The sequence below is a fragment of the Arthrobacter sorbitolis genome (genome assembly GCF_054510995.1).
Genome location: NZ_JBTNDM010000006.1, coordinates 68,666 through 84,189, shown reverse-complemented (window position 1 = coordinate 84,189; position 15,524 = coordinate 68,666). Strand labels below are relative to the sequence as shown.

The window sequence follows — 15,524 nt, the reverse complement described above, 5'->3', positions numbered from 1 at the left end:
CCGCCGGGACGGGACCGACGGGCGCCCAGCTGTCCCTGGCGCAGCCCCTAGGCTTGGAGCATGACGGCCCGCCTGATCCTCGCCTCCAAGTCCCCCGCCCGCACCAAGCTGCTGACCGACGCAGGCATCGGTCATTCCATCCTGGTCTCCGACGTCGACGAGCCCGCCGTCGTCGCCGCCTACGGGGAGATCGACGCGCACGACACCGCCCTGCTGCTCGCGCGCGCGAAGGCCGAAGCCGTCGCGGCGCTCGACGACGCCGACGACGCCCTCGTGCTCGGCTGCGACTCGGTGTTCGAGTTCGACGGCGAGGCGCACGGCAAACCCTACGAGCCCGCCGTAGCGATCGAGCGCATCGGCCGCATGCGGGGGCGCTCCGGCGTCCTCCACACCGGGCACTGGCTCGTGGACACGCGCGACGGCGGATCGGGCGCCACGATCGGTGCGGTGTCCTCGGCGACCGTCCACTTCGGCGCGATGTCCGACGCCGAGGTCGAGGCGTACGTGGCGACCGGAGAACCCCTGCAGTGCGCCGGGTCGTTCACCATCGACGGCCTCGGTGGCGCCTTCATCGAGCGCGTGGACGGCGACCCGCACGCCGTCGTCGGGGTCAGCATCTCCACGCTGCGCGCCCTCCTGAACTCGGCGGGCGTCCCGATCACCGATCTGTGGGAGCACGTCGCGGCGTTGTAGGTTCCCTACAAAGGATCGCCACCCAACACTCCCGTTCAGCACGATCCATGGGCGGAAGGCACCAAAGCGGGCTAGGCTCCGAACTGAGAAAAAGGAGTTCACGCCCCATGAGTCAGTCCCCCCTTGCAGCGTCCGTGTCCCCGGATGCCAGCAGCTCTCCCGTCACTGACAGCGCGCGCCGGCCGGTGACGAAGGTCCTGGTGGCCAACCGCGGGGAGATCGCCGTCCGGGTCCTCCGCGCCGCACGGGACGAGGGCATCGCCTCGGTCGCCGTGTACGCGGATCCCGACCGCGACGCGCTGCACGTGCGCATGGCCGACGAGGCCTTCGCGCTCGGCGGGGACACCGCGGCGGAGTCCTACCTCGTGATGGACCGCATCCTCGAAGCGGCCGAACGGAGCGGCGCCGACGCCGTCCACCCCGGCTACGGGTTCCTGTCCGAGAACGCCGACTTCGCGCAGCGCGTCATCGACGCCGGTCTCACCTGGATCGGCCCGTCCCCGCACTCCATCTCCCAGCTGGGCGACAAGGTCCAGGCCCGCCACATCGCCGAGCGCGTCGGCGCACCGCTCGTCCCCGGCACCAAGGACCCGGTCGGATCCGTGCAGGAGGTCATCGACTTCGCCGACGAGTTCGGGTTGCCCCTCGCCATCAAGGCCGCCTTCGGCGGCGGCGGTCGCGGCATCAAGGTGGTCCGCAGCCACGAGGAGATCCCCGAGCTGTACGAGTCGGCCGTCCGCGAGGCGACGGCGGCCTTCGGCCGCGGCGAGTGCTTCGTGGAACGCTTCCTCGACGCCCCCCGCCACGTCGAGACGCAGTGCCTGGCGGACGCCTACGGGAACGTCGTCGTCGTCTCCACACGTGACTGCTCCCTGCAGCGCCGCAACCAGAAGCTGGTGGAGGAAGCGCCGGCTCCGTTCCTCTCCGCCGAGCAGAACACGCGGTTGTACGAGGCGTCGAAGGCCATCCTCCGGGAAGCCGATTACCAGGGCGCCGGCACCTGCGAGTTCCTCGTGGGCCAGGACGGCACCATCTCCTTCCTCGAGGTCAACACCCGCCTCCAGGTCGAGCATCCCGTGTCCGAGGAGGTCACGGGCATCGACCTCGTCCGCGAGCAGTTCCGGATCGCCCGGGGCGAGGAGCTCGGCTACGGCGATCCCGAGGTGCGCGGCCACTCGTTCGAGTTCCGCATCAACGGCGAGGACGCCGGCCGTGGCTTCATGCCCGCCCCCGGCACGGTGCAGACGCTCAGGCTCCCCAGCGGTCCGGGCGTGAGGGTCGATTCCGGCATCGAGGCCGGCGAGGTCATCGGCGGCAACTTCGACTCCATGCTCGCCAAGCTGATCGTCAGCGGCGCCACGCGGGAGCAGGCCCTGCAGCGGGCCCGGCGCGCCCTGCACGAGATGGTCATCGAGGGCATGCCCACCGTGCTGCCGTTCCACGCAGCCGTCGTCGCCGACCCCGCCTTCGCCCCCACCGAGGGCCCCTTCTCCATCCATACCCGCTGGATCGAGACGGAGTTCGACAACACCATCGAGCCCTGGAAGGGACCGGCCGATCCGGCGCCCGACGACGACCCCCGCCAGCGCGTGGTCGTCGAGGTCGGCGGGCGTCGCCTCGAGGTGGTGCTGCCGGCAGGACTCGGCGCGTCGCCGAACGGCAAGGCCAGTGCCCCGACGAAGTCCAAGAAGTCCTCGCGTGCCCGCGCCGGCAAGGCCACCGTCAGCGGTGACGAGCTGACGTCACCGATGCAGGGGACGATCGTCAAGGTGGCGGCGTCCGACGGCGACGTGGTCTCCGAGGGCGACCTCATCGTGGTGCTCGAGGCGATGAAGATGGAACAGCCGCTGACGGCCCACAAGGCAGGTACCCTGACGGGCCTGACGGCCTCCCCCGGGGACACGGTCTCGGCCGGTTCCGTCATCGCGACCATCCGGGACTAGCGCCACCGGCGGGATCCGCGGAGAAGTACGACGAATGCGTCCCGTACCCCTCGGCGTCCTCCTGGTCCCAGGGAAGTCCGATTCTCCGCGCCGAGTGCGTCGGCTCCCTATTTCCCTCGATGCGCACCTTTACTGCGGGCTCCCGGCATTCATTCAGGACGAACCCGGCCGGGCACAGCGAATGCGGAACGGGGAAGTCCGGCGCGCGCGCCGCCCGCCGATCGGGGAATGCTCGTGACCAAGTAGGAGCGAGTAGAGCGCGAGAATGCGACCGTACAAATAGGGTACCGACCACTCGCGACGACGCAGCCCTTCCTAAATACGCTTCGAGCACGGGTCGATATCAGGGCCCGACACATTGGCTGGGGAAACAGCGTCATGTCGCGCAACCGCGTGACAGGGTTGCGGAATGGGTCTTGGACATCGGGGTCGACTGACCTCCGGTGTGCGCAGCCTTCGATGGAACCGGTTTCCCCCCTGACGGAGTATCGGGGTGCAGACATGGGAACACGGACCGAAGAGCCCGCTCACGCGGGATCGAACCACTCACGCAGGGGAGGGCGCAGCCCCTCCTCCCTGCGCATGCGGTGGACGGCGCTCGGCAGCGTCCTGGCGGTCTCCGCCAGCCTGCTCGGTGGAGCTGTCTTCGCGGCGCCGGCACACGCCGTCGCGAACACCGTCGTCAGCCTCACGTTCGACGACGCCAACGACAATCAGTTCGCTGCAGCCACCACCATGAGGACTGCCGGTCTCCGGGGGACGTTCTACGTCAACTCGGGGTTCCTGAATGCTCCCACCTACATGACCACAGCACAGGTCCAGCAGCTGCAGGCCGACGGCCACGAGATCGGCGGACACTCCGTGACGCACCCTGACCTCGCGGTGACGGGGACGGACGAGGCCAGACGCCAGGTCTGCAACGACCGGGTCAACCTGACCAGCATGGGCCTGGACATCAGGAGTTTCGCCTACCCGTTCGCTTCCTCCAATCCTGCGGCCGAAGCCATCGTCAGGGACTGCGGCTACAACAGTGCGCGCGGCCTGGGCGACGTCCGGAGCAAGAACCCCGAGTCGGCGACGTTCCCGGTCGCCGAGACGATCCCTCCGGCCAACCTCTTCTACACGGGAGCCCCCGACCAGGTGGACAGCACCTGGACCCTCGCCGATCTGCAGAACGTCGTGACGCAGTCCGTGAACGGAGGCGGGGGGTGGGTCCAGCTGACCTTCCACCACGTCGGACGCGACGGTGAGCCGCTCTCCATCCCCAGCACCGTCTTCGCCCAGTACACGAACTGGCTCAGGGACGAGGTCGCCGCCGGGAGGATCGAGGTCAAGCCGGTCCGCGACGTCATCCCCGGAGCGACCAAGCCGATCGTGGCCGGGCCCGCCGCACCGGCTCCGATCACCAGCGGGAACCTGCTGCAGAACCCCGGCCTCCAGACGCCGAGCTCCGTGGCCGGCGTGCCCAAGTGCTGGGCCTTCGGCGGCTTCGGCGTCAACACCCCGGTGTTCTCGCAGGTCGCGGGTCGCACGAGCACGATCGCGCAGCAACTGACCATGACGAACTACGTCGACGGCGACGCGAAGCTCCTCCCGACGCTGGATCTCGGTGAATGCGCCCCCGGCGCGGTGCCGGGCCGCGCCTACGTGATGAAGGCCTGGTACAAGTCCACGGGCCCCACCCAGTTCGAGCTGTACTACCGGACCGGACTGGGCACGTGGCGGTACTGGACGAGCAGCCCGCTGTTCAACGCCGCGGCGGACTGGACCCAGCTCACCTTCACCTCACCCCCCGTGCCGGAAGGCGCCTCGGCGATCAGCATGGGGCTCAACCTGACCAGCAACGGGACGCTCGTCACGGACGACTACGAACTGACGGTCTCCGGGACGACCCCGCCGCCGCCGCCGCCACCGGCTCCGGCACCGACTCCCCCGGCAGCCGTCGCTGCGATCAATGCAGCGGCAGCCGCATCCCCCGGGGTCGGAACGGCGACCGGCGCGGTCGTCTGCGGCCTCGTCTCCAACGGTTGCTACCAGAACTACCAGAACGGTGCCATCCACTGGACCCAGGCCACCGGGGCCCGCATCACCCGGGGCGCCATCGCCGCAACCTGGGCGGGTCAGCGCTGGGAGAACGGACCACTCGGCTACCCGACCAGCAACGAGGTCGGCGGGCTGAAGAACGGCGGCGTGTACCAGAACTTCCAGGGCGGTACCGTGCACTGGACGCCGGCGACCGGGGCCCGCATCACCAAGGGTGCCATCGGGGCGGCCTGGGCGGCCCAGGGATGGGAGAACGGTGGCCTCGGCTACCCGACCAGCAACGAGGTCACCGGACTGAGGAACGGCGGCGCGTACCAGAACTTCCAGGGCGGCGTCGTGCACTGGTCCCCGACTACGGGAGCCCGCATCACCCGGGGGGCCATCGACGCAGCATGGGCCTCGTTCAACTGGGAGAACGGATTCCTCGGCTACCCGACCAGCAACGAGATCGTCGGACTGAGGAACGGTGGCGTGTACCAGAACTTCCAGGGCGGGGTCATCTACTGGTCCCCCGCCACCGGAGCACGCAGCAACGCCGGCGCCATCCGCAACGCCTACGCCTCGCAGGGCTGGGAGAACGGTCGCCTCGGCTACCCGACCACCAACGAGTTCAGGCTGAGCGCCACGGTGGTGGCCCAGGATTTCCAGGGCGGACGCATCACCTGGTCCGCCGCCACGGGATCGGCCATCACCTACAGGTAGGAGTACCCGGCGGGGAACCCGGCAGGCCTTCGGGTTCCCCGCCCACCAGCTAGTCCGGGAAGCGCCCGGTGGACTGCACCTCCACCGGGCGCTTCCTGCTGTCGGCACCATGGCTCACGGTGACTACACCCGCGCGGGACCCCTTCGATGCGCCCGACGCCCGCGAGGGGACCATCGGCTCGGACCCGGCTGGAAGGCTTCGACGTCAGGACACGTCGTCCCGCGACGGCGTCAGCCCGATTCGCCCCTGCCCCTGTCCCCTGAGTTCCCGGGGGCGTTGCCCGAGTTCCCGGGGGCTTCCTCCGCCGCCTTCTCCGCGGCCTTCCGCTGCTGTTCCGCTGCCTTCTCGGCTTCCTTCTCGGCCGCCTTCTCGTCGACACCCGGCGCGGGTTCCTCCCCCGCGTCCTCGGTCCCCGTGTCCTCGGCGTCCTCCGGGTCCTCCTCCGTCGTCGGCACGGGGGTGGGCTCCACCGGAGCCGGAGTGGTTACCGCAGGATTGGGCTGGGGTGCGGGCGCGTCCGTCTCGACCGGAGCCGGCGCTTCCCCGGTCGGTTCCTCGGCCGGCGGTTGCGTCGCCGGGTCCGTCGTCGCGGTGTCGGCGGGCGCCTGCCCTGCTTCGAGGGCGGCGATCACCGCATCCAGACGGGTTCCGATCTCGCTCGCGCGGTCCTCGGTGACGGTCCCCGCAGTGCGGGCGGCATCCACCTCGCCCTTCAGGTTCTGCGCGAGGGCGATGGCTTCTGCGGGGTCACCCGCAGCCGCCGTCGAGGCGATGGTGCGCACCTCGGCCTGGAGATCTCCTGCCGTCGCGGCATCGATTGCCGGCGCACCGCATCCCGCCAGCAGGAAGCCGGCGGCCACCAGGGTCACGACCCCGGACGTGGTGGTACCCCTCATGGCTGCACGCTTTCGTAGAGTTCCTGCAGTCTCTGGCCCGTCTCCCCGGGCACGACGGGCAATGGCTCGACGGCGGGTGCGGGATCGCCGCCGAACAACAGGACGAACGCCCAGACGGCCGCTGCGAGGACGGCGACGGCCAGCACCGCGACGAGCCAGGAGGGCCCGCGACGACGCCGGCCGGCGGAGCCGCCCTTCGACGTCACATCCCGGCTCCGTTCCGACCGGTCCACCAGGGAGTCGTCCACCCCGTCGGTGCGGGTCGGCTCGGAGGGCGACGGCGCCCAAAAACGCTCGGCACGTATCGGTGCGGACGGTACGGGACTCATCAGAGCCGTTGCAGGGTGACCCGCACGGGCAGTGCCGCCGTCGGTCGGATGGGCCCGACTGTCGTCCGAGCCGTGCGCGTCGACGCCCAGCACGGACGTGGCACCGTCGTCGACCGACCCGGGTGCAGCGCCGACCAGGGACGTCGCGCCGTCGTGGGAAGAACCGGCCGGCGCGGCACCGGAGCCAGTCGCCGCCGCGTCGGGCAGAGCCGCCGTCGGCGACTCAGCCACGGGCAGGACCGTGGTCGCCGACGGCTCCTGTCGCTGCGGCCCCATGGCGCTCAGCGCCCGGACCAGGCTCGCCGCGTCCGGCCGGTCGCCCGGCTCGTCGAGGGTCATGGCGACGAGGAGCGCGGACAGTGCAGGGCCCGCCGCGTGCGGGATGGACGGGCTCCGGTGCAGGCGCGCCAGCGCGCTCTCGACCCCGGTGCCGGGGAAGGCCCGCTCGCCCGTGAGCGCCTCGATCATCACGAGCCCCAGCGAGTAGATGTCGGAGGGCTGCCCGACAGCGTCGCCCCGGGTCTGCTCGGGGCTGAAGTAGGCGGCGCTCCCGATGACCTGACCCGTGGCGGTCATGTGGGTGCCGTCGAAGAACCGGGCGATCCCGAAGTCGGTGAGGAGGTAACGGAAGAGACCGCTCTCCGGATCGGCCTGGCGCGTGAGGATGTTCGACGGCTTGATGTCGCGGTGCACGATGCCGCGCCCGTGGATGTACTGCAGCGTCCGCGCGAGGTCGAGCGCGAGGACCCGCACGGCCTCCGGACCGAGCGGCCCGCCGATCTTGACCAGGTCCCTCAGGTCCGGGCCCTCGACGAGCTCCATGACCAGGTAGGCGCCCTCCTGGGAGTGCTCACCGCTGTCCATGTCCAGGACGCGCACGAGTCCCGGGTGGTCGAGCCCCGCGAGCATGCGGGCCTCGGCGGATCCCCGCTCGAGCCCGTCCGCGGTCCCGGGACGGAAGATCTTGACGGCGACGTCCCGCTCGAGCCGCGTGTCACGGGCGGCGAAGACGTCCGCCATACCGCCGGATCCGATGCGCGCCCCCACTGCGTACCGCCCGGCCAGCGCCTGCTTCTCCATGTCACCCGCTTCTGCTACCCCGTTGACCGGCCTATGGCGCACGTGTTCCGTGCGCGTCGAAGTACCTGGTAAGCCGCCTTTCCTTCCAGTGTACTGGGGGCGCCGGAAACGGGCCGGGACGACGACGGCGCCGCACCCGGGTGGATGCGGCGCCGTCGAGGAGCGGTCGGACGGACCCGCGGGTCAGGACACGTTGTTCTCGTAGTCGCGGTCGCGCGTCTCCTTGGAGATGTAGAGCGCGATGAAGGTGAGGACCGCGGCAACCGTCAGGTAGGCGCCGACGAGGACGGTGCTGCCGTCCGCCGCCTGCCAGAGTGCGACGGCGATGAAGGAGGCGGGGGCCGCTCCGATCATGCTCGACACGTTGTACGCCACGGCCGACCCCGTGTACCGGACGTTGGCCGGGAACAGCTCCGGCAGGACGGCCGCCATCGGCCCGAAGGTGAGTCCCATGAGGATGAACCCGATGATCAGCAGGGCCATCGCCCCGACCGTGCCCGCACCGAACAGCGGCGCCCAGAGGAGACCGAAGACGGCGATGCCGACGGTCGTCCCGAGCAGCATCTTGCGGCGGCCGAAACGCTCGGCCAGGGGTCCGGAGACGATCGTGAAGATACCGAAGAACACGACACCGATGATGAGCATCCAGAGGAAATCCGTACGGCTCATGCCGAGGCCGGGGACGAACGCCGCAGCCTGCGCCGCCGTGAACTCCTTGCCGGCCGCTTCCGCCCGGGCATGCGCCTGCTCCACGCTCGACGGCGCGGTCCCGTAGGTCAGCGTGAAGGCGGTCATGAAGTAGAACAGCACGTAGGTGGCGAACATGATGAAGGTGCCGAGGATCAGCGCGCGCCAGTGGAGGCGGAACGTCGTGCCGAGCGGCACCTTGACGACCTTGCCCTCCTTCTGGACCTTCTGGAAGGATGCGCTCTCGATCAGCTTCAGGCGGACGTAGAGTCCGATGATCACCATGACGGCGCTCAGCAGGAACGGCACGCGCCAGCCCCAGTCGAGGAACTCCTCGGGGCTGAGCGTGGTGCTCAGCAGGACGAACAGCAGGTTCGCGAGGATGAAGCCGATCGGCGCTCCGAGCTGCGGGAACGTGCCGTAGACGGCGCGCTTGCCCTCGGGTGCGTTCTCGGTGGCCAGCAGCGCGGCGCCGCTCCACTCACCGCCGAGCGCGAGGCCCTGGAGGAAGCGCAGCACGACGAGGAGCAGCGGCGCCAGGAAGACCCAGCCGGGATTGGTGGCGGCGGGCAGCAGGCCGATGAGGAACGTGGCGACACCCATGGTCAGCAGCGAGGCCACGAGGGTCGCCTTGCGGCCGATCTTGTCGCCGAAGTGGCCGAAGACGATGGACCCGAGCGGGCGGGCGACGAACGCGACGCCGAAGACGGCGAACGAGCTGAGGAGCTGGTTCGCGGAGGTCTGGTTGGGGAAGAACAGTGCCGGGAAGACCAGGACGGCTGCCGTGGCATAGATGTAGAAGTCGTAGAACTCGATCGTGGTTCCGATGAGGCTGGCGAAGATCACCTTGCCCCGGGAGTTCAGCGGTTTGGTGGTCCCGCTGGCACCAGCGGAAGTGGAGGAGGTCATGGCTGCGGCTTTCTCGGACGAGGCACCGCTGCCGGGCACGAGGCTCCGCAGCACGGCACCCGCGCTTCATTGAACCCTGATATCTGACCACCGGCGTCCAGCAGGTGGATAAACGTGTCCACATACTGGACGCCGGGAACGGATGCCGGGGCGCCGCCCCGCCGGGTCAGAGGCGCTTGTGCAGGCGCCGCGCCGCTTCGGAGATGGAGCCGGTGAGCGACGGGTACACCGTGAAGGTGTTCGCGACGTCGTCGACGTGCAGCTTCTTGGTCACGGCGATCGCGAGCGGGAAGATCAGCTCGGAGGCACGCGGCCCGACGACGACGCCGCCGATCACGGTGCCGGAGCCCTTCCGGGAGATCACCTTCACGAAGCCGTCCTTGACGTTCATCATCTTCGCGCGGGCATTGGTGTGCAGGGAGAGCTTCACGATGTCGCCCTGGTACTGGCCGGACGCGATGTCCTCCTCGGTGACGCCCACCGTGGCGATCTCGGGCGAGGTGAAGATGTTCGAGGCGACCTGCTTGAGCTTGATGGGGCTGACGGAATCGCCCATGAGGTGGGCGATGGCGATCCGGCCCTGCATCGCGGCCACGGACGCGAGGGCGAAGACGCCCGTGCAGTCCCCCGCCGCGTAGACGTTCGACGCCGTGGTGCGCGAGACGCCGTCCACCTGGATGTGGCCGGACTCGCTGATGGCGACGCCGGCCTCCTCGAGGCCGATCCCGGCCGTGTTGGGCACGGCCCCGACGGCGACGAGGCAGTGGCTGCCCTCGACCGTGCTGCCGTCTCCGAGGGTCACGATCACGCCGTCCTCCGTGCGCTCGACGGCGTTGGCCCGTGAGCGGGACAGGACGGTCATGCCGCGGTCCTTGAAGACGCCCTCGAGCACCTCGGCGGCGTCGGCGTCCTCGCCGGGGAGCACGCGGTCGCGGCTGGAGATGAGCGTGACCTTGGAGCCGAGTCCGTTGTACGCGCTCGCGAACTCAGCACCGGTGACGCCCGAGCCGACGACGATCAGGTGCTCGGGGATCTCGCGGAGGTTGTAGAGCTGCGTCCAGTTGAAGATCCGCTCGCCGTCGGGCATGGCGCTCGGCAGTTCGCGCGGCGTCGAGCCGACGGCGAGCAGCACGGCGTCGGCCTCGACGATGGTGGTCTCGCCGTCGACCTCGACCTCGAGCCGGTGGTCGTCCAGCAGCTTGCCGGAGCCGATGAGGACACGCACCCCGAGGCGCTCGAGGGTGGCGCGGATGTCGGAGGACTGCTCGAGCGCGAGCTTCAGCAACCGCTGGTTGACCTTGTCCAGGTCGGCGTACACGGCGCTGTCCGCGGAGAAGTGGACACCGAGCCCACTGGCATCGGTGAAGCGGGTCATGGTGTCCGCGGTGGCGATGAGGGTCTTGGACGGCACGACGTCCGTGAGGACCGCCGACCCGCCGAGGCCCTTGCGCTCCACGATGGTGACGTTGGCGCCCAGCGACGCGGCGACCATGGCCGCTTCGTATCCGCCGGGCCCGCCACCCAGGATCGCGAGGCGCAGTGAACTGAAGTCGAGTTGGTTGGTCACCCGTCGATTATTGCCCATGCCACCGACACACCCCAACGGCGGGCAGGCCGGAAGGAACGGTCGGAACCGCCACCGGGACCGCGGGGCGCGGTGGTCCGCCTGATGGCGCAGCGGGTAAGTTGTACCGGTGACTTCTGATCCTTTTGACCTGGCCCGCGACGCTGCCGACCATATCGCCCGTGCTACCGGCATCGACCGGCACGACACCGCCCTCGTCCTCGGCTCCGGCTGGGGCGAGGCCGCCGAGCTGATCGGCGAGACCACGCACACGCTCCACGCCGCCGACATCCCCGGCTTCTCGGCTCCCGCCGTCGTCGGCCACACCGGCACCATCCGCTCCGTGCTCACACCCAACGGCAAGCGCGCCCTCGTGCTCGGCGCGCGCACGCACTTCTACGAGGGCAAGGGCGTGCGGGCCGTCGTGCACGGCGTGCGCACCGCGGCGGCCGCGGGCGCGACGACGATGATCCTCACCAACGGCTGCGGCGGCCTTCAGGAACACTGGCAGCCCGGCACCCCGGTGCTCATCAGCGACCACATCAACCTCACCGCGTCGTCGCCGCTCGAGGGCGCCACCTTCGTGGACCTGACCGACCTCTACTCCTCCCGCCTCCGCGACCTCGCCCGCACGGTGGATCCCACCCTCGAGGAGGGCGTCTACGCGCAGTTCACCGGCCCGCACTACGAGACGCCCGCCGAGGTGCAGTACGCCAAGCGCATCGGCGCCGACCTCGTGGGCATGTCCACGGCGCTCGAGGCCATCGCCGCCCGCCATGCCGGCATGGAGGTCTTCGGCATCTCGCTCGTGACGAACCTCGCCGCCGGCATCAGCCCGGTCCCGCTCAGCCACGCCGAGGTCCTCGAGGCCGGGCAGTCGGCCGGACCGCGCATCTCGCGCCTGCTGGCCGACATCGTCGCCGCCATCTAGCCCTCCGGGCACCAACCACCTGCAGCACGCGGGCGCCGTCGGACCGGCGCCCGTCCTCGTCGACAGTAGGGACCCGCATGACCACCTCCGAACTGGACACCCTCCTCGCGACCGCGGAGGCCTGGGCCGCTGCGGACCCCGACCCGCGGACGGCGCAGGAGCTCCGCACGGTCCTCGCGCACGTGCGCGACGGCGACTCCTTCGCCGCCGTCTCCGAACAGGACCTGCGTGACCGCTTCTCCGGTCCCCTCGTGTTCGGCACGGCCGGCCTGCGGGCGGCCCTCGGCGCGGGCCCGAACCGCATGAACCGCGTGGTGGTCCGCCGGGCCGCCGCGGGCGTCGCCGCGCACGCGCTCGACCTCGCGGCCGGCGCCTACGCGCCCCGCGCCGTCGTCGGGTTCGACGCCCGCCACAACTCGCGGATCTTCGCCGAGGAGACCGCCGCGATCCTGACCGCCGCCGGGATCGAGACGTTCCTCATGCCGCGCGAACTGCCCACGCCGGTCCTCGCCTACGCCATCCGCGCGCTGGACTGCGAGGTGGGGATCATGGTCACCGCGAGCCACAACCCGCCGCAGGACAACGGGTACAAGGTGTACCTGGGCGGGCGGGCCGTGGAGGAGGACGCACGCGGCGTGCAGATCGTGGCACCGCACGACGCCGGCATCGCAGCCCATATCGATGCCGTCGACGCCGTCGACGGCATCGACCTCGCGGCGGCCGGCTGGACCGTGCTGCCGGAGACCATCGAGACCGACTACATCGCCTCCGTCGCGGCCCTCGCCGATCCCTCCTTCTCCGACCGCGGCCTCAGGATCGTCCTCACACCCCTGCACGGGGTCGGCGGGCGCACGGCGCAGGCCGTCCTCGCGGCGGCCGGGTTCGACGACGTCACCATGGTGGAACGCCAGGCCGAGCCCGATCCCGACTTCCCGACCGTCGCGTTCCCCAACCCGGAGGAGCCCGGGGCACTGGACCTCGCCCTCGAGGCGGCGGCGGAGACGGACGCGGACCTCGTCATCGCCAACGACCCGGACGCCGACCGCGTGGCCCTCGCCGCGCGCGAACCCGCCACGGGCGCATGGCGCATGCTGCGCGGCGACGAGGTGGGCACGCTCCTCGGCCTGCACCTGGCCGCGCGCCGCTCGGCGGCGTCCCACGCGGGCGGCGCCGACGCGGCCCGCACCGGCGTCTTTGCGAACTCCATCGTGTCCTCACGCCTCCTCGGGCGGATCGCGGGCGTCTCCGGGATCGACCACGCCCAGACGCTGACCGGGTTCAAGTGGATCGCCCGCGTGCACGACCTCGCCTTCGGCTACGAAGAGGCCCTCGGGTACTGCGTGGCCCCCGAGCTCGTGCGGGACAAGGACGGCATCTCGGCGGGACTCCTCCTGGCCGAGCTCGCGGCCGCCACGAAGGCCGCCGGGCGTACGCTCTTCGACCTGCTGGACGACGCGTTCCTGGTGCACGGCCTGCACGCCGCCGACCAGCTCCCGGTCCGGGTCGCCAGCCTCGGTCTGCTCGGCGCGATGATGAACAGGCTGCGCGAGAACCCGCCGTCGTCGTTCGCCGACTCCCCGGTGACCATCGCCGAGGACCTCGCCCACGGCTCCGCGCAGCTGCCGCCCACGGACGGGCTCCTGTACCTGACGCAGAACGAGACACGCGTGATCATCCGGCCCAGCGGCACCGAGCCGAAACTCAAGTGCTACCTCGAGGTGGTGGAACCCGTCGGATCCGCCGCCGAGCTCGACAGCGCGAAGGAGACCGCCCGGGCGCGGCTCGAGGCCGTGCGGCGCGACGTCGGCGAGGCGCTCGGCCTCTGACGCACCCCTCTCCCGTCGTGAGGACGGAGAAGACCGGCCGGGAGCGCCATCCCCGGTCATCTCTGTCCTCTCGACAGCGCGCACGGGGCGGGCGCAGGGGCCGCAGCCGACATGGAAGGATAGTGGGCATGCCTACCGACGTATCCCTCGCCTCCTACATCGACCACACGCTCCTCAAGCCCGACGCCAGCCGTGAGCAGATCCTCACGGTGTGCCGGGAGGCGGTCGAGTACTCGTTCAAGTCCGTCTGCGTGAACCCCCTCTGGGTCAGCACGGTGCGCACCGCCGTGAAGGGCTCCGGCGTGCTCACCTGCTCGGTGATCGGCTTCCCGCTCGGAGCCACGACCACCGAGTCCAAGGTCCTCGAGGCGCGCGGCGCGGTGGCCGACGGCGCCGACGAGATCGACATGGTCATCAACATCGCCGCGGCACGCGCCGGTGAGAAGGACGTCCTCGTGGCGGACATCCTCGCCGTCGCCGAGGCGGTGCACGAGCACGGCGCGATCCTGAAGGTCATCATCGAGACGGCCCTGCTCACGGACGAGCAGAAAGTGCTTGCCTGCCAGGCCGCGGTCGAGGCAGGAGCCGACTTCGTGAAGACGTCCACGGGCTTCAACGGCGGCGGCGCGACCGTCGAGGACGTCGCGCTCATGCGGAAGACCGTCGGTCCGGACCTCGGCGTGAAGGCCTCCGGCGGGGTCCGATCGCTCGAGGACGCACGCGCCATGATCGATGCCGGAGCGACGCGTATCGGCGCGAGCTCGGGAGTCGCTATCGTTAAGGGTGAACAGGGTGCCGCAGGCTACTGACGGCGCGGCAGACACAGCACGCAAGGGAGACCACATGTCACACGAAGCCAACGCCGAGACCCCGCCCGCCCACGCCGGCAAGGGCCACCTCGTCGGGAACATCGTCTGGTTCGTGATCATCTTCGGTGCCTTCCTGCTCAGCATGTATCTGCTGACCTGGTTCACACCTCAGGACGTCTGGCCCATGGCCGTGATCGTCGTCGTCTCGTTCCTCGTCTTCTTCATCCCGCAGGGCATCCTCGGGCGCGCGGACACCGGCTACAACCTCGCCGAGGGCAACAGCACCGATGAGAAGGAGACGTCCGCGGGCGTCGGTTCCTGACAACGACAACGACGACGGTCCACCCGCCGTCCGTCGAGAGGCCGTCCCTGCGGGGGCGGCCTCTTTCGTCCCCACTGCGTCCCGCCCGTCCTCGTACCCGGTTCTCCAGGCGGGGTGCGTGTCACCGCAGGACGCGCCGCGAAAAGCCGGTTCGGGCGTCCGAACGACGAAGAGCGGCCCGTCCTCCCCCGACCCTTGATTCCGTTCTCGGAGCGGTCCAGAGTAGGCCGCATGATCCGGTACCAGCACAGAATCGCGTTCGCCGCCCCGCCCGTCGGGGCCCACCTCGAGGCCCCACGATGAGCCGGATGCCGGCCGCGCGGGCCATCCTCACCGCCCTCGCGATCGCGGTCGTCGTGAACCTCGCCCTCTTCTTCCTGGGCATGCTCGCCGGAGGGAGCTACGCCTTCACGTCGCCGGCGGGCCCGGCGGAGGTCGTCGCCGTCGTCCTGGTCGCGTTCACGGTCCTGCCGCTCGCGCTCGGCCTCGCCGTGGTCGCCGTCGTGCGCCGCTGGTGGCCCGGGGTCGTGACCGTCGCGATGATCGTCGCCCCGGTCCTGGAGATCGGCACGATCTTCGCCATGACGATCCCCGCCGACTTCGACCTCCCGAGCACCATCGCGCTCGCGCTGTGCCACGTGGCACTCGTCCCGGTGACCGTGCTGGCCCTCCGCGCCCTGCGCACCGGACGGCGCAACAGCCCGGCGGAAGCACCGAGGACGGCCGACCTGTAGACCCGTCCGACCCGGACAGGGACGGGCCGGACAGGGACGGACCGGACAGGGATGG

The 15,524-nt window shown here is 70.5% G+C and carries 12 protein-coding genes; 8 read left to right on the top strand and 4 right to left on the bottom strand.

Going from position 1 to position 15,524, the window contains the following annotated elements:
• The first annotated feature begins 60 nt into the window (after positions 1–60).
• The 3 genes from ACX80K_RS12310 (at position 61) to ACX80K_RS12300 (ending at position 5,381) form a co-directional block, all read left to right on the top strand.
• Positions 61–693 (top strand): Maf family protein, encoded by a 633-nt coding sequence (locus ACX80K_RS12310; RefSeq protein WP_459272166.1) that lies wholly within the window; start codon positions 61–63, stop codon positions 691–693.
• 47 nt (positions 694–740) lie between these two features.
• Positions 741–2,636: an acetyl/propionyl/methylcrotonyl-CoA carboxylase subunit alpha gene (locus ACX80K_RS12305; RefSeq protein ID WP_459272165.1), complete on the top strand. Its 1,896-nt coding sequence runs from the start codon at positions 741–743 to the stop codon at positions 2,634–2,636.
• A gap of 501 nt (positions 2,637–3,137) precedes the next feature.
• Positions 3,138–5,381 carry a polysaccharide deacetylase family protein gene (locus ACX80K_RS12300; RefSeq protein ID WP_459272164.1) on the top strand — a complete coding sequence of 748 codons (2,244 nt, stop codon included), beginning with the start codon at positions 3,138–3,140 and terminating at the stop codon, positions 5,379–5,381.
• A gap of 231 nt (positions 5,382–5,612) precedes the next feature.
• Here ACX80K_RS12300 and ACX80K_RS12295 read toward each other — a convergent pair whose 3' ends face one another.
• The 4 genes from ACX80K_RS12295 to ACX80K_RS12280 form a co-directional block, all read right to left on the bottom strand.
• Positions 5,613–6,278, bottom strand: a complete 666-nt coding sequence (locus ACX80K_RS12295) for a hypothetical protein (protein ID WP_459272163.1) — start codon at positions 6,276–6,278, stop codon at positions 5,613–5,615.
• On the bottom strand, positions 6,275–7,687 hold the full coding sequence (locus ACX80K_RS12290) for a serine/threonine protein kinase (RefSeq protein ID WP_459272162.1): 1,413 nt from the start codon (positions 7,685–7,687) through the stop codon (positions 6,275–6,277). The genes ACX80K_RS12295 and ACX80K_RS12290 overlap by 4 nt, the downstream gene beginning before the upstream one ends.
• Before the next feature lie 183 nt (positions 7,688–7,870).
• Positions 7,871–9,283: an MFS transporter gene (locus tag ACX80K_RS12285; protein WP_459272161.1), complete on the bottom strand. Its 1,413-nt coding sequence runs from the start codon at positions 9,281–9,283 to the stop codon at positions 7,871–7,873.
• Positions 9,284–9,449: 166 nt separating this feature from the next.
• The gene (locus ACX80K_RS12280; protein WP_459272160.1) at positions 9,450–10,850 is read right to left on the bottom strand and encodes an NAD(P)H-quinone dehydrogenase; all 1,401 of its coding nucleotides are present in this window, start codon (positions 10,848–10,850) and stop codon (positions 9,450–9,452) included.
• 127 nt (positions 10,851–10,977) lie between these two features.
• Here ACX80K_RS12280 and ACX80K_RS12275 point away from each other — a divergent pair, with 127 nt between their 5' ends.
• The 5 genes from ACX80K_RS12275 to ACX80K_RS12255 all read left to right on the top strand — a co-directional run bounded on the left by ACX80K_RS12275 (position 10,978) and on the right by ACX80K_RS12255 (position 15,469).
• On the top strand, positions 10,978–11,778 hold the full coding sequence (locus tag ACX80K_RS12275; RefSeq protein WP_459272159.1) for a purine-nucleoside phosphorylase: 801 nt from the start codon (positions 10,978–10,980) through the stop codon (positions 11,776–11,778).
• 77 nt (positions 11,779–11,855) lie between these two features.
• Positions 11,856–13,604 (top strand): phospho-sugar mutase, encoded by a 1,749-nt coding sequence (locus ACX80K_RS12270; RefSeq protein ID WP_459272158.1) that lies wholly within the window; start codon positions 11,856–11,858, stop codon positions 13,602–13,604.
• Between the two features lie 128 nt (positions 13,605–13,732).
• Positions 13,733–14,413 (top strand): deoxyribose-phosphate aldolase, encoded by a 681-nt coding sequence (deoC, locus tag ACX80K_RS12265; protein WP_459272157.1) that lies wholly within the window; start codon positions 13,733–13,735, stop codon positions 14,411–14,413.
• A 34-nt stretch (positions 14,414–14,447) separates the two neighbouring features.
• Complete coding sequence (locus ACX80K_RS12260; protein WP_459272156.1) at positions 14,448–14,735, top strand: hypothetical protein; 288 nt, start codon at positions 14,448–14,450, stop codon at positions 14,733–14,735.
• A gap of 299 nt (positions 14,736–15,034) precedes the next feature.
• A complete protein-coding gene (locus ACX80K_RS12255; protein WP_459272155.1) occupies positions 15,035–15,469 on the top strand; it encodes a hypothetical protein in 435 nt (144 codons plus the stop codon).
• The last annotated feature ends 55 nt before the right edge of the window (positions 15,470–15,524 follow it).

Coding starts and splice junctions, on each gene's coding strand:
- deoC (WP_459272157.1), top strand. CDS start 13,733: ATGCCTACCGACGTATCCCTCGCCTCCTACATCGACCACACGCTCCTC.
- ACX80K_RS12270 (WP_459272158.1), top strand. CDS start 11,856: ATGACCACCTCCGAACTGGACACCCTCCTCGCGACCGCGGAGGCCTGG.
- ACX80K_RS12285 (WP_459272161.1), bottom strand. CDS start 9,283: ATGACCTCCTCCACTTCCGCTGGTGCCAGCGGGACCACCAAACCGCTG.
- ACX80K_RS12260 (WP_459272156.1), top strand. CDS start 14,448: ATGTCACACGAAGCCAACGCCGAGACCCCGCCCGCCCACGCCGGCAAG.
- ACX80K_RS12295 (WP_459272163.1), bottom strand. CDS start 6,278: ATGAGGGGTACCACCACGTCCGGGGTCGTGACCCTGGTGGCCGCCGGC.
- ACX80K_RS12255 (WP_459272155.1), top strand. CDS start 15,035: ATGAGCCGGATGCCGGCCGCGCGGGCCATCCTCACCGCCCTCGCGATC.
- ACX80K_RS12305 (WP_459272165.1), top strand. CDS start 741: ATGGGCGGAAGGCACCAAAGCGGGCTAGGCTCCGAACTGAGAAAAAGG.
- ACX80K_RS12300 (WP_459272164.1), top strand. CDS start 3,138: ATGGGAACACGGACCGAAGAGCCCGCTCACGCGGGATCGAACCACTCA.
- ACX80K_RS12290 (WP_459272162.1), bottom strand. CDS start 7,687: ATGGAGAAGCAGGCGCTGGCCGGGCGGTACGCAGTGGGGGCGCGCATC.
- ACX80K_RS12310 (WP_459272166.1), top strand. CDS start 61: ATGACGGCCCGCCTGATCCTCGCCTCCAAGTCCCCCGCCCGCACCAAG.